At 42.3% G+C, this 22,319-nt stretch carries 14 protein-coding genes; 7 read left to right on the top strand and 7 right to left on the bottom strand.

The features are described from left to right. The first annotated feature begins 24 nt into the window (after positions 1-24). Positions 25-1,176 (top strand): uroporphyrinogen decarboxylase/cobalamine-independent methonine synthase family protein, encoded by a 1,152-nt coding sequence (locus QR40_RS13845; protein WP_044295546.1) that lies wholly within the window; start codon positions 25-27, stop codon positions 1,174-1,176. A gap of 294 nt (positions 1,177-1,470) precedes the next feature. On the opposite strand, the gene QR40_RS13840 is transcribed toward QR40_RS13845, so the two are convergent. The 6 genes from QR40_RS13840 to QR40_RS13820 form a co-directional block, all read right to left on the bottom strand. Further along, positions 1,471-2,016, bottom strand: coding sequence for a TlpA family protein disulfide reductase (locus QR40_RS13840; protein ID WP_242858528.1), 546 nt, complete (start codon positions 2,014-2,016; stop codon positions 1,471-1,473). Continuing rightward, positions 2,013-2,864 carry a 4Fe-4S binding protein gene (locus QR40_RS13835; protein WP_027292543.1) on the bottom strand — a complete coding sequence of 284 codons (852 nt, stop codon included), beginning with the start codon at positions 2,862-2,864 and terminating at the stop codon, positions 2,013-2,015. The genes QR40_RS13840 and QR40_RS13835 overlap by 4 nt, the downstream gene beginning before the upstream one ends. Next, positions 2,857-2,991, bottom strand: coding sequence for a CD1871A family CXXC motif-containing protein (locus tag QR40_RS32600; RefSeq protein ID WP_255348059.1), 135 nt, complete (start codon positions 2,989-2,991; stop codon positions 2,857-2,859). The genes QR40_RS13835 and QR40_RS32600 overlap by 8 nt, the downstream gene beginning before the upstream one ends. Next, positions 2,981-3,595: a hypothetical protein gene (locus tag QR40_RS13830; RefSeq protein WP_242858527.1), complete on the bottom strand. Its 615-nt coding sequence runs from the start codon at positions 3,593-3,595 to the stop codon at positions 2,981-2,983. Before QR40_RS13830 ends, QR40_RS32600 begins: the two co-directional genes overlap by 11 nt. Before the next feature lie 137 nt (positions 3,596-3,732). Further along, positions 3,733-4,914 (bottom strand): sensor histidine kinase, encoded by a 1,182-nt coding sequence (locus QR40_RS13825; RefSeq protein ID WP_044295543.1) that lies wholly within the window; start codon positions 4,912-4,914, stop codon positions 3,733-3,735. Continuing rightward, positions 4,914-5,591, bottom strand: a complete 678-nt coding sequence (locus QR40_RS13820) for a response regulator transcription factor (RefSeq protein WP_027292546.1) — start codon at positions 5,589-5,591, stop codon at positions 4,914-4,916. Before QR40_RS13820 ends, QR40_RS13825 begins: the two co-directional genes overlap by 1 nt. A 183-nt stretch (positions 5,592-5,774) precedes the next feature. Here QR40_RS13820 and QR40_RS13815 point away from each other — a divergent pair, with 183 nt between their 5' ends. The 5 genes from QR40_RS13815 to QR40_RS13795 all read left to right on the top strand — a co-directional run bounded on the left by QR40_RS13815 (position 5,775) and on the right by QR40_RS13795 (position 21,173). Next, positions 5,775-7,769, top strand: a complete 1,995-nt coding sequence (locus QR40_RS13815) for an ABC transporter ATP-binding protein/permease (protein WP_044295541.1) — start codon at positions 5,775-5,777, stop codon at positions 7,767-7,769. A gap of 2 nt (positions 7,770-7,771) precedes the next feature. Beyond that, positions 7,772-9,568, top strand: a complete 1,797-nt coding sequence (locus QR40_RS13810) for an ABC transporter ATP-binding protein/permease (protein ID WP_044295539.1) — start codon at positions 7,772-7,774, stop codon at positions 9,566-9,568. A 295-nt stretch (positions 9,569-9,863) separates the two neighbouring features. Continuing rightward, positions 9,864-19,487 carry an NPCBM/NEW2 domain-containing protein gene (locus tag QR40_RS13805; RefSeq protein WP_081998905.1) on the top strand — a complete coding sequence of 3,208 codons (9,624 nt, stop codon included), beginning with the start codon at positions 9,864-9,866 and terminating at the stop codon, positions 19,485-19,487. 336 nt (positions 19,488-19,823) lie between these two features. Beyond that, positions 19,824-20,483 carry a TetR/AcrR family transcriptional regulator gene (locus QR40_RS13800; protein ID WP_044288894.1) on the top strand — a complete coding sequence of 220 codons (660 nt, stop codon included), beginning with the start codon at positions 19,824-19,826 and terminating at the stop codon, positions 20,481-20,483. After that, on the top strand, positions 20,484-21,173 hold the full coding sequence (locus tag QR40_RS13795; RefSeq protein WP_044295536.1) for a M23 family metallopeptidase: 690 nt from the start codon (positions 20,484-20,486) through the stop codon (positions 21,171-21,173). It begins immediately after the preceding gene. Between the two features lie 179 nt (positions 21,174-21,352). Here QR40_RS13795 and QR40_RS32595 read toward each other — a convergent pair whose 3' ends face one another. Continuing rightward, positions 21,353-21,481 carry a hypothetical protein gene (locus tag QR40_RS32595; RefSeq protein ID WP_276325437.1) on the bottom strand — a complete coding sequence of 43 codons (129 nt, stop codon included), beginning with the start codon at positions 21,479-21,481 and terminating at the stop codon, positions 21,353-21,355. A gap of 226 nt (positions 21,482-21,707) precedes the next feature. On the opposite strand from QR40_RS32595, the gene QR40_RS29860 reads away from it, so the two are divergent. Then, positions 21,708-22,256 (top strand): TetR/AcrR family transcriptional regulator, encoded by a 549-nt coding sequence (locus tag QR40_RS29860; RefSeq protein ID WP_052377657.1) that lies wholly within the window; start codon positions 21,708-21,710, stop codon positions 22,254-22,256. The last annotated feature ends 63 nt before the right edge of the window (positions 22,257-22,319 follow it).

Genomic DNA, 22,319 nt, shown 5'->3' with positions numbered 1-22,319 from the left:
ATGCCGGGAAAGAAGGAATTATAAATGAGCATACATTTCAGCAAAGAACGCTGGTCAGAGACAGAGAAAAATTACAGTGCATGGTGGAAAGGGGAATTAGGCAGGCCGCTGTTTAAGGTTACAGTAAAACATGCCTTTGAGCCAGAACGGGAGAAACCCCCGGTTCCATTGCTTTCCCAGAAAACATGCCATGATTTTCAATATAGTGCAGAAGAATTAATAGATGCCCTGGATTATGAATTATCCCAGAGTGAGTTTTTAGGGGATGCATTCCCATTTGTGAACATGGCGGCATTCGGACCGGGATCACTGGCGGGATTCTGCGGGGCCAGGATGGATAACAGTACAGGAAGCGTCTGGTATTTTCCGGAGGAAAGAAAAGAAATTCAGGATATCCATATACAATACGACAGGGAAAATAAATGGGTCAGGCGTATCAAGGATATTTACCGCGCAGGACAGAAAAAGTGGGGCGGGATGGTACTGATGTCCATGCCCGATCTGGGCGGGCCCCAGGATGTAGCCGCAATCTTCGCGGACAGTACGGAACTTATGTGTCAGCTGATGGATGAGCCGGAGGAAGTGCACCGCCTGCAGACGGAGGTCTACCAGGCATTTCAGGAAGCCTATGAGGATCTTAATTCCGTATTAAAGCCGTTAAATCCGGGATACAGCGACTGGGGAGGACTTTACAGCAAAGATCCGTCCTATATCCTGCAGGACGATTTTGCATATATGATCAGCCCTCAGATGTTTGCGGAGTTCGGGCTGCCGGATATTCGGAAATTTAGCAAATATTTTACCAATACCATATACCACTTAGATGGAATTGGAAATCTAAACCACCTGGACTATTTGTTAAAAGAAGATATCAATGCGGTCCAGTGGGTCTACGGCGCAGGACAGCCAAGCGCACGGCATTGGATGGAGATCTATGAAAAAATATATAATGCCGGGAAGGGAATTGAGGTAATCGGGGATTTAGATGATTTTCTTGCATTGTACGGGAAGTATCCGGAGCGTCTGTACTATCATGTGCTGGTAGATGATGAGGAAGGAAATGCAATGAAAACGATGGATGAAAAGGATTGTCTGAATGATTACTGTGTGGTATCCCGAGATAGAAAGGAAGAAGTGGTAAGATTATTAGACGAAGTTTTAAGGATTGAGGCTTGAACCCGGAAATCGATTCTTATGCTTCGGGTAAACGTGTGTCACACCCACATATAAAAATATCCGGAAATTCTTTATTATTTAAAGATTTCCCGGATATTTTTTCAGGTTATATTAATTAACACTCAGACATGAGAAAGATTTGCTTTGTAAGCAATTACCATGAGAAAGAACTGCCTCGCAAGTACTTACCCGAATATGTTTTTATGCGATCATTTATTATATGATATTTGTTTTGTAGGACAGAAATAATGGTTCCTATTTTATAGATCAAGATATCTCGAAGCTTATAATTCATTATTTCTGAATAATCTTATCTAACCGTTTCATCAAATTCTCTTCCTGCTTTTTCACAACCCCAACCATCGGAGCACCGACCATATTACCTTCGCTGTCCACGATATAAGTCATCGGATATCCGGATATTTCACCAATAAAATCCTGATAAAAGCTGCTTGCGTTATCGGGAATAAGGTTTGGATAGGTCACTCCTTTTTCCTTCAGAATTGTTTCTGCCGTCCCTTTCGATTCGTCCGACTCTCCGGCACTTGCAGCCACCCCGATCAGGTTAACGTTGATATCTTTGAAATCCTGAAAATAGGCTTCTAATTCCGGCATCTCCGCAATACAGCTGCCGCAGCCATTTGTCCAGAAATTAATGACGGTGGCATCGTAGTCTTTAAAGATATCATTGGTAATTTTATTTCCTTCAAAATCCACACCTTCAAATTCAGGAAATGGTTCTTTCGAAGCTTCTATATCCGAGTTGCCGCAGCCAGCTAAAGAAAGCATGCATACAGCACTTAATGTAATACACAATAATTTTTTTCTATTTATTTTCAAACCTTGTCCTCTTTTCTTAAATTGATACTTTTACATATTGCACTCCGGGGGCATGTGCGGATGCAGTCACCGCAGCGGATACATTCCGGGTGGTTTGGGGTCTTACAGACTTCCACATCCATTTTACAAACCTTTGTACAGGCGCCGCAGCTGTTACATTTATCCTGATCAATATGAAACTTATAGAAGGATATTTTATTAAACAGGGCATAGAATGCGCCAAGCGGACAGATCCATTTGCAGAATGGTCTGTAAAAAAAGATGGATAAAGTTATAATTCCAACCAGCAAACAGCTTTTCCATGTGAATAAGGCACCAAGTGCTGCCCGGATGCCGCTGTCTGCGAGAGAGAGAGGAATCGCACCTTCTAAGATTCCTGCCGGACAGATCCACTTGCAGAACCAGGGATCTCCCATACCGACTTCATTTAGGATAGTCATGGGCAGTATGATGACAAACAGCAGTAATATAACATATTTAAGCCAGGTTAGTGCTGCAAGTTTTTTTGTGCTGAATTTTTTAGAGGGAATCTTATGAAGCAGCTCCTGAAACCAGCCAAAAGGACATAGAAAGCCGCATACCAATCGTCCAAACAGCACACCGAACAAAATCAGCAGGCCTACAATGTAGTAGGAAAATTTGAATTTTGAGGAACCAATCACCGCCTGCAGGGAACCAATTGGGCAGGAACCTACTGCTCCGGGACAGGAATAGCAGTTAAGGCCGGGAACGCAGATCCCCTTTAAATTTCCTTTGTAGATTTTACCGGTAAAGAAGCCTGTAATGTGGGCATTCGTCAGCAGTGTGGCGCCTGCCTGTATCTTCCAGCGATTTTTATTCTTAGCCAATACCCACACACTCCAGACATAAGTTTATTCCCTTTGAGAGTACTTCGTAAGCTTCGCCACGGCAGGCACCAATACAGATAAGGACAATAGCCAGCAATAAGGTACCTACCGTATATTTACTCTTCATCTTTCAACTTCCTTGCAAATGACAGTAATTCGTCCCCTTCGGGATTACTGTTCCAGGCAGTATAAAAGCCACCTTGTTTTGTAAATATGGATACCAGATCAGAGTTAATAAGTTCTTCATAGCTCTTTAAAGATTGCTGCATGGAATCATTGTATACAATTATGGGGAACTTTATATCTGCCAGTTTCTCTTTTGCCGCGCCGAAGTCTTTGTCCGTGATAATACCAATAACAGGAACGCCGTCAGTCGTCATTTCATCAGAGATATCGTTGAAAACCTGCAGTTTTTCCAGCGTTTCCTCACCCTGGGTATTAAAAAAGACCAGGCATGTTTCTCCTTCAATGATATTGGAAGAAGCGGGTGTTCCATCCAGATATGTAGTTTCAAAGGGATCAAACAGGTAAATTTTTGATTTTGCTTCCACTGTTTCGTAATTCGCTTTTATCCAGTCATCATCAATCCATCCCTTCTCTTTTGCATCCTCTACGGTAATAGTACCTTCATCCAGAGCAGATTTTATTTTTTCTACCGAAGGCTTGGAACTGCAGCCGCCAAGAGAAAGAATCAATAGAGATGAAATTATAATGACAAATTTTTTTTTCATTTCGATACCTCACTTTTTCGTTGATGAGGCCATTGTAGCAAATCTAACATAAAATTTGTGTTAAGAGAAAATGTATTTCATGCAAAATATCTCTCCGTCTTATTTTGTTTCTTCGTTCACAGCAGCAAAGCATGAGGCTATAATTGGTTATTGCCGTACGGCAGCAAGATTTCAAAAATAGTTCCGCCGCCCTGATGATCTGATACAGAAATTGTGCCGTTGTGCTTTTCAATAATGGATTTCACAATGGAAAGACCAAGTCCCGCCCCGCCCATCTTCCTGGAACGGGATTTATCCACCCGGAAAAATGGTTCAAAAATAAGAGGCTGCATTTCAATTGGGATGCCGATACCATGATCTTTTATGGTGATTGCCGTATTTCCCTCCCGGGTGGAAATAGTAATTTCAACCATACCATTTTCAACGTTGTATTTTACAGCATTCTCAATGACATTATAAAATGCTCTGTGCAACAGGTTTTTGTTACCGGTTAGGATGGGGGCCTCACCGCTGACCGTAATATAGATATTTTTTTCCTTTGCCAGCGGAGACAATTCTTCTGCAGCATCAATCAGCAGTTCGTTTGCCTCAATTCTTTGATCACACACCAGAGCGTCCATATTTGTAAGATCTAAGAGCTCTTTTACCAGATCAGACATTCGATTTGTATGGGCAGATATGATGGATAATAATTTACTGTATTCCTCCGGAGTGTGGTCATTTTTCTTTTTAAATACGTCCACTTTTGTTTTGAGTACGGTGAGAGGCGTGCGAAGCTCGTGCGCCGCACTTTGGGAAAAGCGTTTTTGCATTGCAAAGGCATCATTTAATTTATTCGACATTTCATTAAAAGAGCAGGTTAAATCAGCGATCTCATCATGGGTTTCCGGTACCATTAAATCTTCGGAAAGGTTATGAACGGTACAATTTCGCATCTGTCTGCTTAGTATATGCAGTGGCTTTAAGGCTTTGCCGGAAATATAGTAGGTTAAAAATCCGCCAATAACCAGCAGCAATATCATATAAAAGATACTCTGGTATAAAAAAATCTGACGTGCTGCCTGTGAGTTCCGGGTTGAAGCAGAAGGCGTGGTACTATTAGCAGCAGTATCAGGATTGAGCTGCGTATTAAGTTCCGTATTTGCAGAATCCGTATCCTGCTCAACCTGAATTGCGGGAGTCACAACAGTAGCTTCGATTACATTTGCCATCCGGTTTGCCGAAAAGTTTAAAATGATGGTCAGGACGACGCAGCAGATGGTAAGCAGAATAACATTCAGGATCGTAAGGCGAAGACGGATAGATATTTTATTTAACATTATTTACTACCTCCGATTAAATAATACCCGGCACCAATTTTGGTTGCAATGGTGTCGTAAGACAGAGCGGCTTTTAATTTTTTTCTTAATGATGCAATATGTACGCGAACAGCATTACTCAGGCTGTCTGCTTCCATATTCCAGACATGTTCCATCATTTCTTCCTGGCTGATTACTTTGTCTGGATGAAGGAGAAAATATTCAAGCAGTGCCAGTTCCTTTTTTGTCAAGGCCAATTCTTCGCCATTTACGGATGCAGAACGTCTCACAGTATCCAAAGATATACTGTCCCAGACGAGTATAGTGTCTTCCTGTATAAAGGTGCGCCGCAGTAAACAGCGGATTCTGGCTTCTAATTCTTCAAAATCAAAGGGCTTAGCCAGGTAATCATTTGCTCCGGAATCCAGTCCGGTTACTTTATCAGAGACGGTGCTTCTTGCGGATAAGATCAGAATTTTTATATTTTTATCCTGACTGCGTACTTTTGAAAGTATATCAATGCCGTCCATTCCCGGCAGATTTAAATCAAGTACAACAAGATCATAGGTTTCCGTTGTGATAAGTTCATAGGCTTCCTCACCATCATAGCACGTGTCTACCGCATAACCATCTATCTGCAGCCCCTCAGCAATGGAGTCACATAAATCTGTTTCATCTTCTACAATTAAAATTCTCATTTGCCCACCTCCTGGATCTTACATTATTATACCACGTACACATAAAATCTTTGTTAAGAAAATCATTTACTGCCTTAACAAAGATTTTATGTCGGACGTGATAATATATTCGTATTAAAACCGAAACCGGGTAAAATCGTAAAGCAGAAATGAAATTACCTGGCAATTAGAGGAGATTACTATATGTTTGAAATTAAAAATGTATCAAAACAATTTGGAGATGAATTTGCCCTGCGGGGAATTTCAATGACCATAGGCAAAGGACTTCATTTTATTGTAGGATCCTCCGGAAGCGGAAAGACTACATTATTAAAAATTATCAGTGGAATGGAACAGTCTTTTGACGGGGAGGTTTTTTACCGGGGACAAGATATCAAAAAGCTAACAGAACGGGATAAGAGTTATTACTATAATAATATCTTTGGATTTGTATGGCAGGATTTTAACCTGCTGGATGACCTTACCGTTTTAGAAAATATCATGCTTCCCGGGTATCTGAAAATGAAACAGAATAAAAAAGAAGTCATGAAAGTCCTGGCGGATCTGAAAATTGACGGGCTGGCAATGCAAAAGACAGGCAGGCTGTCAGGCGGACAGAAACAGCGCGTGGCAATTGCCCGTGAACTGCTGAAAGACCCACAGGTAATCATAGCAGATGAACCAACAAGTGCATTAGATGAACAGTCTTCAAAAATTATTATGAAAATTTTGCGGGAAATTTCAAAGAAAAGAACCGTGATCATAGTAACCCATAATACTGCATTGATTGATCAAAAGGATAAAGTACATGAATTGGACAAAGGGGAACTGGTCAGCACAACTGATGAAACAGACAGAAAGGAGATTAAAACCAATCGATATGAAAACAAAGCCAGCCAAAACAAAGCCGATCAAAACAAAGCCGACCAAAACAAAGCACATAGCCTGGGCATATATCATGCAATAAGGCTGGCCTGGAGCAACCTGAAAAGCAAGTGGGGGAGATTTGCCATTCATGTGCTGTCGCTCATGGTGGGGGCGGTTTTATTACTTGTCACAGTGAGCGGCGGGATTACCGATACGGGCCAATCAGCCTTTGATGAACTGTTTCGTACATATGGTGACAGCATTTTGGATATCAGCGTTGTTAACAGTTTTATGAGTGCAGGAGGTACGGACGGAAAAGAAAATGATGAGCCTGATGCAAATGTATCACAGGATATTGACGGGCTGTACGAGAAGTATTTATCTGATGACCGGGTTTCACATATCGTTTTTACCCAGGCGTATAGCGATATCCAGGTAACCGTTGATGGTAATGACATAAAAATTGATACAAGTAATTCCGTACCCGTTATAAACAAGCTGACTGCAGGGGTAATGCCAATGGGAGACGAAAATGAAATTGTTGTTCCGCAGAGCTTCGTGAAGAAATTAGGGTGGGCTGACAAAGAGGCATTGGGTAAGACGGTTACTTTTACCGGTGCAGTCTATAATTGGGATAGCGGAGAACCTGTTTTGATGCCGGTTACATCGGATTGTAAAATTGTGGGAGTGATGGATACAACGGTAAAATATGATGCTGGTGAGGAGTTAATGGAATATTCTGTGGATGATGCCTTTTTCTTCAGCAAATCAGCCATTGATGAAATGAGAAACCAGGCGGGGATTAAGAACGAAGAAGTTAATTTTTCCATTCGGGCGAAAACTCCGGCAGATATGATAGCAATAAAAGACGAATTGAATGCAGACGGTATTGTGCCTTTAGGACGATTCGAGCTTGTGGAGGATATGGTACGTTTAAACCAGCAGACGAGCCAGCAGTCCGGGGCGGCAGTTGTTGTTATTGGGATTATGTCGGTAGTCATTATTCTGGCAGTGTCAATCATCACTGCCTTGATTCGGAAACGGGAATATGCGATTTATAAAGTCAGCGGTTATGCCGGAAGACATCTGGCACTGATGTCATTTACTGAGGCGTTTTTTTCCATAGTGGTGTCAGTTGTTTTATTCTTGTGTATGTCACCGATAGCTGATTTTGCAGCTACTGCATTCTGGAATGTGAATATTTTAAATGGTAAGATGCTTGGAGCGGGGGTATTACTTGTTCTTGCAATGGGTTTGCTTTCCGGAAGTGTAACAACACTGGTGAGTTTGTTAGCGAAAATTACGAATTCCCTTAAGACAGGAGACCGGTAAAGATGATCAGATTAAAAGATGTTACAAAAAAATATGGGAATAACGTTATACTGGAGCACAGCAGTTTTGATTTCCCCGATACCGGGATTGTATGTCTCATGGGACCTTCCGGAGGCGGTAAAACCACCTTACTAAATCTGCTTGCGGGATTTGATACCGATTACAGTGGTGAGATTTTAGCAGGAGGGGTTTCCATCAGTAAGATGAAGGCTGATTCTCTTTGTGAATACCGCAGGGATAACATAGGCTTTGTATTTCAAAACTATCATCTGCTTCCCGGATATACCGTTCTGGAAAATGTATTACTAGCCTGTGAATCGGAAAAGGAAGGGAAGGAATTTCAGAAAAAAGGAAAGGCCCTACTGAAAAGGCTGGGTCTGGAAGAAAAAGAAAATCAGATGTCAGAGACTCTTTCGGGCGGTCAGAAACAGCGGGTTGCCATAGCCAGAGCCCTGGTAAATGACCCGCAGATTATTTTTGCAGATGAACCTACCGGTGCACTGGATCGTGCAGCGTCTACAGAAATCATGAATTTGCTCAGGGAAATTTCCCGGGACAGACTGGTGGTTGTAATTACGCATGACCAAAAAATAAGCGCATTTGCAGATGAAGTTATTCAGATTAAGGAGAAAAAAATATTAGAAGACCCATCGGCAAATCGAAAAGAATTAAATGAAAATAAAAAAACATTTAAGAAAAGTAATCCGGATAAAAGATCCATGGTATCCAAAGCAGTTAAAAATTTTAAGGTTCACATAAAGCGTTATATCGCCGTTTCACTGGCAATATCCATCGGTATGCTGGCATTTTTATTTTCCCTTTCCTTTGGCAATGTGATGGATCAGTCTATTCAGGAGTTTGAGGCAAAGAACACGGCATTTAATAACGGATACATCAGAGGTGCTGATGATGGGACTATTTTATCCTATTTAAAATCGGACGAACGTATAGAAAATGTTTATTACCAATATAAATTAGAAAATATATCTTTGCATATCAATGGAAAAAGCGAGGTTCTGGCTGAAAAATTTCCAGTCCCAAAGGCAGCACAGGGGCTGTCGTATGGGATTATGCCAAGGAAAGGAATGAATGAGATTGCAATTACCCCAAGCCTTGCCAGGAAGATGGCAGCAGATATTAAAACATTGCCTGGCAGGGAGCTTGTTTTGGAATTGGATGGTCAAAGTTATACCGTTACAATTAGCGGTATCTATAATGCGGGTTATGACGATTTTACCATCAGCTCGGATATAGAACAGAAGTTCTATCAGAATCTAATTGACCAGGACAATTATTCCATCAGTTATGATGTGAAAAAATTCTCTGATATCGTGGCGGTCAGCAACCGGCTCAAACTGCAGGGACTGGATTCCACCAATGCTTCAGACGAAGTATACGCATTACAGAATACCTTTCAAAGTCTGGGTAAGCTGTTTCTGGTACTGTCTGTTCTGATTCTGGGGATCGGACTGTTTATCTGTGCCGTACTTCTGATTAAGCTGCAAAATACGCGATACCGGGAGGCAGGGTTATTGTCTGCGCTGGGTTATTACAGGCATCAGATCACAGGTATGATCCTCCGGGAGAATCTGTTTCTCTCCATACTCACAGCAGTGGTGGAACTGGGATTACTTGGGGGAAGTATGTTAATCAGCAGTCTGTTTGGGTTACCCCTTGTTGTGTCCGGTACACAGGCCGTTTTGACAATCATCGCTGCTTTTGCTGTTGTTATGGTTATAAGCGGTGGTGCAAGTCTGCCGTTAGTGCATACGGAGCCGGCGGCTGCATTGCGGAAATAATAATGCATCCGTGGCAAACGGGCAGCGACCAATGTTCAGGACCCGGATCCTGAACATTGGAAATATCATAATAAAATTCTAAATTCTAAAGAAAGTTCTAAAGCCTGACAGAAATCCCAAAATAGTGAAAAATACCAGGTAAATAGTCCTAAAAGATCTTAAAATCACCATGCTATAATAATTCCAGGAAAGTCCCATTCGATAGAGCGAGTTTGAAAATTCATTCCCGCCATCTGCACCACTTCGCGGTATATTAGCTCAACACGCTCAAGGGGACGGTAATTATGGAGGGTACATGATGAAGAGAAGAGGAATTACATGGGTTTTTGTTCTGATGATGGCAGTCGGCCTGGTGTTATCCCAGCGTATGATACTGTCTGCAAAAGATGACATTGTGCAGATAGAAGCGGAACAGGGACGGGAGAAGCTGCATTTTAACCAGGGATGGAAGTTTGTAAGGCGGAATATTCCGGAAGCAGTAAAGCCAGATTATGATATGGCGGAGCTGGAACGGTGGGAGAACGTAGATCTGCCCCATTCCGTAAGACTTGAGGAAGAAAATACCAGCGGAGGAAAAAACTATCAGGGGCCTGCCATGTACAGAAAACATTTTTATCTGTCAGATTCGTACAAAGATAAAAAGCTGTATATAGAATTTGAAGGTGTCATGGGTGTGACGGACGTATGGGTAAATGGCAAGCATCTCCAGGGACATATGGCGGAAAAAACAGGAGAAAATACCCAATACGGCGGATATCTGCCGTTTATTCTGGATATTACAGATGCTGTTCATTGTGACGGCGAGGCAAATGTAATCACCGTTTTAACCGATAACAGCGATAATGTAAATGTTCCCCCGGGTAAACCCCAGGGTCAGCTGGATTTCACTTATTTTGGAGGAATCTATAGAAATGTCTGGCTTCATTCCGTGAATAACGTTCATATTACAGATGAGCTTTTTGAGGATGAGACAGCAGGAGGCGGGATCTTGGTAGATTTTCCGGAGGTGTCCCCGGAACAAGCTATTGTGGATATTAAGACGCATATCAGAAATGAGGATAAAGAAGAAAAGCAGATTTCTCTGGTTACAAAAATTGTAAATCAAGATGGTACCGTGGTAGGTGAAGACAGGAAAACATTGTCCTTGCCGGGTGCTGGCGCCGGAGAGGTAAAACAATCGGTTACTGTTGAAAATCCTGAATTATGGGATCTGGATCATCCGTATATGCATACCATTGTGTCTGAAGTATATGCTGACGGTGCAGAGACAGACCGGACAGAGACTCCGGCAGGTATTCGGAAAATCGAGATGGACGCACAAAAAGGTATTTTGATAAACAATAAGCATGCCGGGTTTTTATCAGGTGTCAACAGGCATCAGGAATATCCCTATATCGGATATGCGGCATCTGATTCCCTCCAGAGGAGAGATGCCATAAAGTTTAAATCGGCCGGGTTTCATATTGTGAGAACAGCACATCATCCCCAGTCGGAAGAATTTTTAAAGGCCTGTGATGAACTGGGAATTTTAGTCATCGAGGCGATACCTGGATGGCAGCATTGGTCGGATGATAAAATTTTTGCACAGCGTGTGAAAAATGATATCAGGCAGATGGTTCGAAGAGACAGAAATCATCCCAGTATTCTTACTTTTGAGATATCACTAAATGAATCTCCCGGTGTACCAGAAGGATTTACAAATGAACTGGAGCAAGTGGCAAAAGAAGAGCATCCCTCACTGAAAACTTCTGCAGAAAATCCACATGGGGGAGCAAAAGGAGATATCTTATACGGGACTCCGGAAGAAGTAGAATCCTGGTCAGATACTGCACTGTCCCTTATTCGGGAATATGGAGATCACTGGGAAGAGCAGTTCGGTAATTTTATTAATGACTGCCGCGTTACCAGGGGAAAAGAGTCATTTTATCCCGGTGGTGAGGCAAGAATGGTGAAACAGGCTAATAACAGACTATGGAAGGGATACTCATTTGAAGGAACCGGAGCGGTCTCCCTGTCAGAAGGAATACAGAATTACAAGGATAGCGCACATCGTTTTGCAGGCATGACCATGTGGATTGGAATTGACCACAACAGAGGATATCATGAAACGATGTCTCCTTGCGGAATATGGGATTTAAAGAGAATACCGAAATATTCCTACTATGCTTTTGCAAGCCAGAGATCAACCGCAGAGGATGAATACCTGGAATCTCAGGATGTTGAGACAGGCCCAATGATTTTTATAGCCAGCAGTTGGGGGACGAAGGCGCCTGTGGTGGATAAGTCTAATCAGGAAACGGTGGGAACAGATAGCAAAAGAATGATCTATGTGTACAGTAATGCCGACAAAGTTAAACTTTGTGTTATGGGCAAGAATGATGAAATATTATGGGAACAGGAAAATGTCCCGCTGGATGAGGGAACATCTTCTAATCTGGAACACCCGCCCTATTATTTTGAAAATGTACCATATACGGAAGGTTCTTATTTAAAGGCGGAAGGTTATGATGCAGATGGAAATGTAATTGCCGGTCAGGAAGTACATACGGCAAAGGAACCGGCCAGACTCAGGCTGGAAGTGGATGATTCGGGTAATGGACTCACAGCGGATGGTTCTGACCAGGTTATGGTATATGCATATGTGCTGGATGAAGAAGGAAACGTATGCGCAGAAGCCGACAATAAATTAAAGTTTTCGGTAGAAGGACAGGGAAGTATTATCGGAAATGGTGATAAAAGAGTAGGTGCTAATCCTGTTAATGCAGAAGCAGGAGTTGCAGGAATCTTTATTCAGGCTGGTAAGAACCCGGGGAAAATCCAGGTAACGGTCAGTTCGCCCGGTATGGAGACGGAATCCGTTGAGCTTCAAACCAGGGAGATGACAGATAAAAGGGTTCCTTATGAAGAGATTGCACAGGGCACGCCTATGGACCAGGTGTCAATGTATCTGACGGACAAACAGGAAAGTGTTCCCGGAGAGGATCCTCCTGGGATTGTAAAAGACACGGTCTCTATAGATGGAGAGGATTATACCAAAAGCATGGAAGTGAAAAACATGGCTCCTGTTATGTTCGAACTGGACGGAGGTTATGAGAAGCTGACAGGGAAAGCCGCTGTTAAAAATCCGGAAAAGACAAAAAGCGGAGTGAAATTTAAGATATATGGAGACGGTGCGCTTTTGTATGTAAGTGACCCGGTAAAGTCAATAGCAGCCGAGATCGATGTGGATATTACAGGAGTAAAAACCCTGATGCTCTGTGCGGAAGATGAAAAAGGACTAAATGAAGTTATTCCATGCTGGCTGTCTCTTTATATAACAGAAGGAAAGGGAAATCCCGATGAAAGTGAATTGCAAGAGAATGTGGCTGTAAAAGCTGCAGTTACGGCAACAAGCAGTGATGTGGGTACCGTACCGGACAATGCGGTGGATGGCGACATTCTCACCCTGTGGCGAAGCGGAAATAAAGTAACAGAACAGAACAGTGAATCCCTGTATCTGGATTTGGGACAGGAATACGATATCCGGAATGCCAGACTGGCTGTGGAACATGATTATCTGAAGTGTACCTATACAATCTACACGTCTTCGGATAATGTAAATTGGGATAAAAAGTCTGAGTCTTCAAAAACTGCCCATGCAAATGGCGAACTGGACTATTTTACTGCATCTAAGATCCGTTATATTAAAATAGAATTTACGAAAGTAGAATCCACCCAGGGAGAAACAGGAGGCAGCCTGCCCCGTGCTTCCATAAAAGAATTGGAACTATTTAAAGATAAAGGTGTGGATACGGTTAAAGATTATAATCTGTCGGGACTTTCAGTGGCAGGTCATGACATTTTATTCCGGCAGAACCAGACAGCGTATGAGATAAGCTTAACCGGTAATGAAAAGGAAGTCTGGGTGAAAGCATTTCCGGCAAACACTGCTTCACAGATTACCATTAATGGAGAAAAAGTGGAAACCGGGCATGGGGATACTTTGATGGATATGGAGTATATCCGTATAGCGCCCGATGAAAATAATAATATTACGGCAGAGGTTGTCTCCCCAGACAAAAAGGGTGTGAAACAATACAAGATTCACATCAGGGAAGAAGAGCGCAAACAAAGGTATGGAGCCTGGGAAAGTTTTGTACCGGGTGAAAATGGTGTTAACGGATGGACATACCGGAAAATGGATAAAGAAAGCGGTGACATTTCCGATTTAGAAGGCAAAGGAGGTTATATAGCAGGTGAATATGCATGGGAAGGCGGTAACTGGCTGTATGCAGGTCCCAGATATATGCACCCCGCATCCAATGTAAATGCTGTCCGTACCTTTGAGGCACCACAGGCAGGACGGCTGTCCCTTCGGGCATCTGCACAGAAATATCTGAACCAGCCTGGGCAGGTTTCCCTTTCGGTATTAAAAAACGGGGAAAGAATATGGCCGGTAAATAAAGATAAGGAAGTACTGGAAGCCGGAAAGACACTGCAGATTCTTACCACCAGTCAAGTACTAAAGGGAGATCTGATCCAGATTGTACTTGATGCAGAAGGTGACAATGGAGGAGATGCCACTTATATTGAATCTTACGCAGAATACCAGCAGGATGCACAGGAGGAAAATGCCGTATATTTATCCGATCTTGAATGGAAAAGCGCAGAAGCAGGATATGGTTCGGTAAACAGGGATGTTTCCTCATCAGGGCAGCAGATCTGTCTAACGGATGAAGAACAGAATCCGGCAGTATATGAAAAGGGTCTGGGAACCCACGCAGAGTCCAGGATCGTATATGATATCAAGAATAAAGGTTACACGCGGTTCAGAAGTAATGTGGGAATAGATTATTCTCAGAACTCAGCAGGCAATCCCGCAAGTGTAAGGTTTAAAGTATATTTTAATGATGAAAAGCAGGATCCGGTATATGACAGCGGTGAAATGGTCAGTAATACACCCCAAAAAACGATTGATCTGGAAATCGGCGGCTTAACGGAGAAAATCATACTTGTTGCAGAGCAGGGAGAAAATAACTGGTCGGATCACGCGGACTGGGCAGATGCCAGATTTCTGTCAGAGTATCAGAGAGGAGATAAAACACTACTGGGTAAACTTTTGCAAGAGGCACAGGATATAGTACTGCAGGATTATACCGATCCTGACGGTGATGGATTCCGGAAATTCAAGGCATCACTGCTTCAGGCAGAAAATGTCTTCCAGGATGAAAGGGCCAGTCAGGAAGAGATCAATGCTGCACATGATGAGCTCGACCGGGAAATGAAGAGGCTGAAAGAAAAAGAACCGGAAAAGCCAGAGGATTATATCATTCACGTCACTGATTACGGAGCAGATCCCAAAGGAAGCAAGGACAGTGCCCAGGCCGTTATAAAAGCACTGGACAGAGCTGCATATCTGAGAAAGAAAAATCCGGAACAGGAAATTGTAATTGATTTTCCTCAGGGTAAATACCAGATTTATCCGGATAAGGCAGAAGAAAGAGAGCTTTATGTCTCGAATACAGTAGGTGCCGATTCGGCTTATAAAGATAAAAAAATAGGTATTCTGATAGAAGACCTCAATCACATTGTGATGGAAGGCAATGGTTCAGTCATTAATTTTCATGGGAAAATGACGGCTTTTGCGGCGATCCGTAGTGAAAATGTAAGATTTCAGAATTTTACCGTTGATTTCGAGGTACCCACCGTTGTAGATATAACCGTGGAATCTGTGGATGGAAATACAGCTACCGTATATATTCCGGAGTGCTACGAGTATTCCATAGAGAATGGCCAGATTAACTGGTTCAGTGACAAAAGCCCCTATACAGGCAAATACTACTGGACAGGTACAGACAAGTTTGAAAATAATTATGCCCAGAGCATAGACCTGAGGACAGGGATAACTACACGCAGCAATGAACTTTTTGATAACCGGGCAGGAATGGAAGACTTGGGCAATCGAAGAGTAAAAATTACCTACAATGGAAAGCCGGACAGTGTGACAACCGGCATGTGTTACCAGATGCGTCCTACCCGCAGAGATACACCGGGAGCTTTTTTCTGGCTCAGTAAGGATATTGAGATGGAAAATTTAGATATCCGGTATCTCCACGGATTTGGAATGGTGGGGCAGACTACGGATAATATTTCACTGCGGGATGTAGACTTCCGGTCACCGGAGGAAACCGGCCGAACTACGGCGGGATATGCGGATTTTCTCCAGATGTCAGGCTGTGGAGGAAAGATTCTGGTAGAGGACTGTTATTTTGCAAATCCTCATGATGATCCGATTAATATACACGGAACTTTCCAGCAGGTAGTGAGTATCAGCGGTGACAGAAGAGAAGTGACAGTAAGATATAATCACGATGAAACAGCAGGATTTCCAAGTTTCTTTGAAGGAGATCAGGTAGAGTTTACAAGGCAGAGCAACATGCTTCCCCTGGAGGATTCCATTTGTACAGTGGAGGAAATCATCAGCGGCCCTACCGGCAGCAGCAGTGAAGGAATCAGTCTTACGGATACCGTAATACGGTTTACAGAGCCGATTCCGGATGAGGTACAGGAATGGCAGTTTGTGGCAGAGAATATTACCGATACGCCGGAAGTGGAGATTCGCAGAAATACATTTAAGCAGATCCCAACCAGAGGAATACTGGTTACAACACGCAAACCGGTGCTGATTGAGGAAAATGTGTTTGAGGGCACGTCCATGGCGGCAATCTATATTTCCTGTGATGCACAGAGCTGGTATGAGTCTGGAAGAGTGGAAGATGTAACGATACAGAATAATAAGTTTTACCGCTGCCAGGGAAATGGTGTGATCTTTATTGAACCCACAAATCCCAATGTCTCGGTAGACAGTACCGTTCATAAAAACATTCAGATTACAGGAAATGAATTTTACCAGTCGGGCAGCAAGGTAGTAGATGCCAAGAGTGTGGACGGAATAACGATAGAAGGCAACCGTATATTCCGATTTGAACCAAATGTGGATCTGGCGTTGACTTTAAACGGCGAAACGGCACAAGAATGTACGATAAGTGTTGGAGAAGGTCTGCAGGCAGAAGTGAAATCTTCAGCAAGCCAGCTGGATAATGATCTGTATTCCTTTAACGGATGCAAGAATGTCTCGATACAAAATAATGAATATGATGCAGGAATGAAAATGAATGTGTCCATAAATAATATGGACGTTAGTGATATTAATTTGTCAGATAAGGAAGGGATATCCATAGGAGAGGGGGAAAAAGCTGCTGCTCTGGGAGAAGTTTATTATGAAAGCAGCTCACCGGATATTGCAAAAGTTTCAGCAGATGGAAAGATATTGGGAATTTCCAAAGGAGAGGCATTGATCCGGGCATATAGTGTTATAAATGACCGAAAATATGCTTCCGCCCCGCTGCAGGTAAATGTGGGAGCCCAGACAGAAATAATCTACCCCCAGTCTGTAAAGCTAATTTCCGAAAGTGATGTGCTGGATGGGGCAGGAAGTACCCTGCAGATTACCGCTGCCCTATATCCGGAAAATGCGCAGATGAAAGATGTGGTTTATACGGTGGAGGATATCAGGACAGGAGCGGCTTCTGACGCAGCAGCTATCAGCCAGGACGGTCTTCTTACCGCCAAAAAAGCAGGTGCGGTACTTGTGAAGGGAACTGCTTCCAACGGTATATCAGCAGCAAAGCTGGTAGTGATCAGGGAGAATACCAAGGTTCTTTCCAATGCACTTACGATTCTAAATCCGGTAAAAGGAACCTGGGGACTGGATCAGGAGGATCTTTATATATGTCCATCGGGAGCGGGAGATTGGGAGTCAGGCAATGGCGCTACGAATATTGTACTTGCGGAACTGGCTGATTCCAGTCAGGCTGTCATAACTGTAGAAATGGAAGGAAAGACACATCAGGGATACGAAGAAACGGGGCTTGTCTTCTACCGTGATGCAGATAATTATACTGCGATTCAGAGAAAACATGCCAATGGAAATCCAAAGCTGAATGTAATTACAGAAAAAGAAGGAAACCCATCCGAATCAGGGATTGATGATATCTTTGGAGAAATCATATATCTGAAACTGGAAAAAACAGAGTCTGTTATCCGGGGCTATTACAGTACGGACGGCAGCACCTGGAATCTGGTACAGGAAGTGGAAAATACAGGGCTTGATGATTCCTTAAAGGCGGGCATTCTTTGTACCTGCGGTGACGGAACATCGGTTATCCGGTTCCGGGATTTTATGGTAAATGAAGAAGCGGTTCCGTTTGGAGAAGAAGCGGTGATTCAGGAAGTCAGCAGTGTGGAGGCGGCCTATGATGAAAATAGCCGGAGTCTGACTGCAGATTATCTGACAAGTGCAGAAAAAGTAAACGATGTAATCCGCTGGATGGTTTCGGATGCCCCCGATGGTAATTATGAGATTCTGGATGGATATCAGGGAACTGAAATCAGGGTGCCCTACAGTTTGAACGGATTTTACTTTAAACCGGTCGTGATACCAATGCTTTCCAATGGGGCGGCAGGTGTGCCGGTGGTGGCAGCAGAGCCTGTTCAGACAAATATGAAGATACCGGAAGCAGCTTCCAACAGCAATCTGGAGACTGTGTTATGTGAAGAGACGGATTTTAGAGAATTTGATAAAAATCATAAGTATTATATTGCAGCTGAATATGAGAATAAGGCAGTTCGTTTCCAGGTAGTTCCAACAGAGGGTGCGTCGGTGCAGGTACTTTTAAATGGTAATGAATTAGGCAATATTCAAACAGATACCATAACGGTTCCGCTGCTTAGAGGAATTAATGCGGTTGAGATGTTTGTCACTGCAGAGGACGGCATCACCCAGAGCGTATACCGATACGTAATACTTCACTATGTGGAGAAAGGAAGCGAGGCACCGGATGCAGATCTGACGAGCCTGAATCTGGCAATTTCCATGGCAGAGGCAATGGAAAAGGAACAGGAAGAAAACCAGTGTTATACGGAAGAAACCTGGGCAGCAGTGGCGAAAGCTTTAAATGCAGCAAGAGCGATTCTAAAAGACCCGTCTGTCACTCAGGAGCAGGCAGATGAAGCTTTTATAAATCTGATTACAGCATGCTTTCTTGTAGAAAACGGCCCACAGAAGACAGGCCTGAAGGCAGCCATAGAAGGGACAGAGGCAATTCTTGCAGATACAGCAGGCCTGTCTCAGTACACAGAGGAAAGCGTGGCAGAAGTCAGAAAAGCACTTTTGCAGGCACAGCAGGTATTTGACAGCAATCTTGCAGATCAGGGAACAATCAACGAAGCAACTACAAGACTGCTGACGGCAGTGACATCTATGATGGTAGAAAAAGCAGACACAAGGCTGGATATCCTGATTCAGAAGGCAGAAGAAATATTGAAAATGCAAGATCAGTATACAGCTATAAGCGTACAGAACCTGAAGGATATACTGGCTCAGGCAAAAGAAACAGCAGAAAACAGCCAGGCATCCCCGGAGGAGATGAATACGGCTTATGAAAAACTGGCAGATGCCATGGTATCACTTGTAAGAAAAGGCAACAAAGAAGAATTGAAAAACGCACTGGATAAAGCAAATGAAATCCTTAAAGATGCCAAAAAATATCTCGAAGCCAGTATGGAGGGGCTGTCGGAGATGACTGCAGAAGCGCAGACAGTTTATGATAACCAGAATGCAGATCAGGATATGACAGGAGAAGCCCTGAAGAAGCTGATTATAGAAATCCTGGAGGTACGGTTGTTGGGAGATGTTGATTTAAACGGTGTGGTAGATACGAAAGATGCTGCTAAGCTGTTGAAATATAATGCAGAGAAGGAAGAACTGTCAGAGGAACAGCTGCAGATCGCAGACATGAATGGAGATAATCTGGCAGATAGCAGGGATGCGGTTACTATACTTCGGTACGCAGCAGAATTAACAGTTTTTGAACCATAATAAAGCGGGAATCATTGTATTTACGAATGATTTTGCCTTATTGGTAATAAGGATATAACAGATTATAAACCGGGCTTTCTATGATCAACAATGAATCATAGAAAGCCCGGTTTCTGACTACGTTTGTAAATAAATGTATTATTTAATTATTACTATATACCAAAAAGTTCGTCTATGCATTATTTTTCTAATCTAATAGTCCATAAAGTTTGAATAGATGCCGAAAAATCCATTGACCTGTCAGGTAAAAAGATGTACAATGGCATTAACCTATAAGGTCAATATCATCGCATATATATGAACCTATATAAAAGCCAGCAGATGAGGAGGAAATACATGCCAGCCAAATTATCAGATTTAGATACAAGCCGCCGCAATGCTATTTTGAATGCCGCACTAAAAGAATTTGCACTACGGGGATTTGACAACGCTTCAACAAATGTGATTGCGAAGGAAGCCGGATTTTCCAAAGCCTTAATGTTTCATTATATAGGAAGTAAACAAGAACTTTTTCTATTTGTTTTTGACTACTTTTCGGAACTGCTTAATAAAGAATATTACCAGTTAATCAATTATGATGAATTGGATTTATTAAAGAGGCTGCATCAATCTTATTTACTGCAGATTAAATTATTAAAAGAATATCCCTGGATATTTGAATTTAATAAACTTTCTGCGGTTACCAATTCCAGTGAAATAAATAATGAATTAAAGGAGAGAAGCAGCAAGAAGGATGCAGATTGCTATCCAACAATATTTGATACCATAGACAAATCCAAATTCAGACCGGATTTAGAGATCGAAAAAAGTAAACATATAATTTTATGGTCGTGTACTGGATTTGCCAATCAGATGTTAGAAGACATCAGAAATTCCGAGTATTCGCATTTAGACTATACAGCTATGGAAAAAGCATTGGATGATTTATTTACAGAATTGAGGCATGTTTTTTATAAGCCGGAAGCTTATAATCCGGAAGCTCAAATGGAGGTGTAAATGGAAGAACTCATGAAACCAATTGTTGTTGATTTTCCTCTACGGGGTGAATGGTCCGTCCCGAATACGCCGGGGACACGTATTCCCAGCCACGGAACAAATATATTAGGAGCGCGATATGCCTACGACTTTCTTCAGGTGGATTGGATGCAAAAGGGGAATCCCTGTTATAGCGTCACTCCCTTACACTATCTTCTGTCCGGTGTACCTGTGAACAAGTGTTATTGTTATGGAAAGGATATCTATGCTCCATGTGAGGGTACCATTGTAGAAATAGAAGAGCATTGCCTCGAAAGAGAAAAGGCACGATTGTTTTCAGATTTCAAACGTGCCAGAGCTAACAGTAAATTTAATCCTGGGAGCGATGATATAAAAAATTTAACCGGTAATTACATCATTCTGAAACATGGTAATGGTGTCTATGCAGCATTCTGCCATCTGCAACCTGATTCTATCAGAGTGTCAGTCGGGCAAACGGTGAAAAGAGGAGATGTTCTGGGGAACATTGGCCATACTGGAAACTCCATGTTTCCCCATCTGCATTTTCAGCTTATGGACAGTTCTGATATCACCGCTGCAAATGGCCTGCCCTGTTCCTTTGCACAATATGAACTGTTCCATAATGGAAAGTGGGAAAAAATTTATGGGGGTATTCCAAAATCTACGCAGAGAATACGGTTTTCGGGATAAATCCAGATAAAAACAATTTAAGACAGGCTTTTATTTAACCGGACGCTTGCTGCAGCAGAGAACACTGTTCAGTCTTCGTTTCATACCTCCGGAAAATTTATCTGATCTTTTTTTCTTATGTTCTTCAAGCCCTACTAATTTCAATGCTTCATTTACATGTAGTTTCAGAACTTTCCCTTTTAGCCCATATAGAGAAGCAAAAAAGGACACGTTTTCTTCGGCCCTTTCCCTATCTGAAAGCTGATGTTATTAACAGCCAGCAGATCGTCATATTTTTTTGTCAGATGAATTGCATTTACGATGTTCATATAGTCCTCCTAATCAGTGCACGTTATTATAAAAAAGTTAGAAATGACTAACTGACGGGTAAAATAGTTGCCGCCTGGTTAAACAGGCAGCAAAATGAAACAACAAATAACGTGGCACACTTGTGCATTTATTTATGCACTAGTATAATACGATTATCAGGGCAATACAATATGATCCCACGAAGTGATACATATTTTTAATTTTGTGCCAATAAGGAGTAGATCGATGAATTTGAAGGAAGAAAACAAAACTAAAAAATGGATTATAGATGCACTATTTGATTTATTGAGGCGTAAAGATTATCAGGATATTACAATTTCCCAGATAGTCAATAAAGCCGGATTGGGAAGAAGAACCTTTTACCGCTATTTTAAAACAAAAAACGAAGTGATCGAATATACTACGAAGCTTCTCATGAATGAATTTGCAAATACAATTATAATTAATCATGCAGAAACACAGGAAAGTATTGCGAAATCATATTTTGAGTTCTGGGAAAATCATGTTGATATACTGATGTTAATGAACAAAGCACATCTGCTTTATTTTATAGAAGATCATCTGCTTTCACTTATATATGAGGTTGCCAAAAAAGTGGGACATGTGCCGGACCATCTGGATGAAGAAGAACTGGCGGAATATTACAAAAGATATAAATTTGCTTTTGCAGTGAAACTTGCAGGGTTCTGGAAAGCAACGGTTCTGTGGTCTGAGGAAGAACCACGCAGGTCGCCGGAAGAAATGAGCCGACTTATTAACGATATTTTAAAATAAAAATATGCTCCGGCATGCCTTTTGGGCTGAAAACAGTCTGTGCTTATGTTAATTGCGAATTTT

Source organism: Robinsoniella peoriensis (genome assembly GCF_000797495.1).
GTDB classification, from domain to species: domain Bacteria; phylum Bacillota; class Clostridia; order Lachnospirales; family Lachnospiraceae; genus Robinsoniella; species Robinsoniella peoriensis.
The sequence above is the reverse complement of the archived record's forward strand: the minus strand, read 5'-3'. Positions and strand labels throughout refer to the sequence as shown.

Excerpts from the sequence above, each read along its gene's own strand:
- QR40_RS32600 (WP_255348059.1), bottom strand. The coding sequence starts at position 2,991 with ATGAAGAGTAAATATACGGTAGGTACCTTATTGCTGGCTATTGTCCTT.
- QR40_RS13795 (WP_044295536.1), top strand. The coding sequence starts at position 20,484 with ATGGAAGAACTCATGAAACCAATTGTTGTTGATTTTCCTCTACGGGGT.
- QR40_RS32595 (WP_276325437.1), bottom strand. The coding sequence starts at position 21,481 with ATGAACATCGTAAATGCAATTCATCTGACAAAAAAATATGACGATCTG.
- QR40_RS13800 (WP_044288894.1), top strand. The coding sequence starts at position 19,824 with ATGCCAGCCAAATTATCAGATTTAGATACAAGCCGCCGCAATGCTATT.
- QR40_RS13820 (WP_027292546.1), bottom strand. The coding sequence starts at position 5,591 with ATGAGAATTTTAATTGTAGAAGATGAAACAGATTTATGTGACTCCATT.
- QR40_RS29860 (WP_052377657.1), top strand. The coding sequence starts at position 21,708 with ATGAATTTGAAGGAAGAAAACAAAACTAAAAAATGGATTATAGATGCA.
- QR40_RS13825 (WP_044295543.1), bottom strand. The coding sequence starts at position 4,914 with ATGTTAAATAAAATATCTATCCGTCTTCGCCTTACGATCCTGAATGTT.
- QR40_RS13830 (WP_242858527.1), bottom strand. The coding sequence starts at position 3,595 with ATGAAAAAAAAATTTGTCATTATAATTTCATCTCTATTGATTCTTTCT.
- QR40_RS13815 (WP_044295541.1), top strand. The coding sequence starts at position 5,775 with ATGTTTGAAATTAAAAATGTATCAAAACAATTTGGAGATGAATTTGCC.
- QR40_RS13845 (WP_044295546.1), top strand. The coding sequence starts at position 25 with ATGAGCATACATTTCAGCAAAGAACGCTGGTCAGAGACAGAGAAAAAT.
- QR40_RS13810 (WP_044295539.1), top strand. The coding sequence starts at position 7,772 with ATGATCAGATTAAAAGATGTTACAAAAAAATATGGGAATAACGTTATA.
- QR40_RS13805 (WP_081998905.1), top strand. The coding sequence starts at position 9,864 with ATGATGAAGAGAAGAGGAATTACATGGGTTTTTGTTCTGATGATGGCA.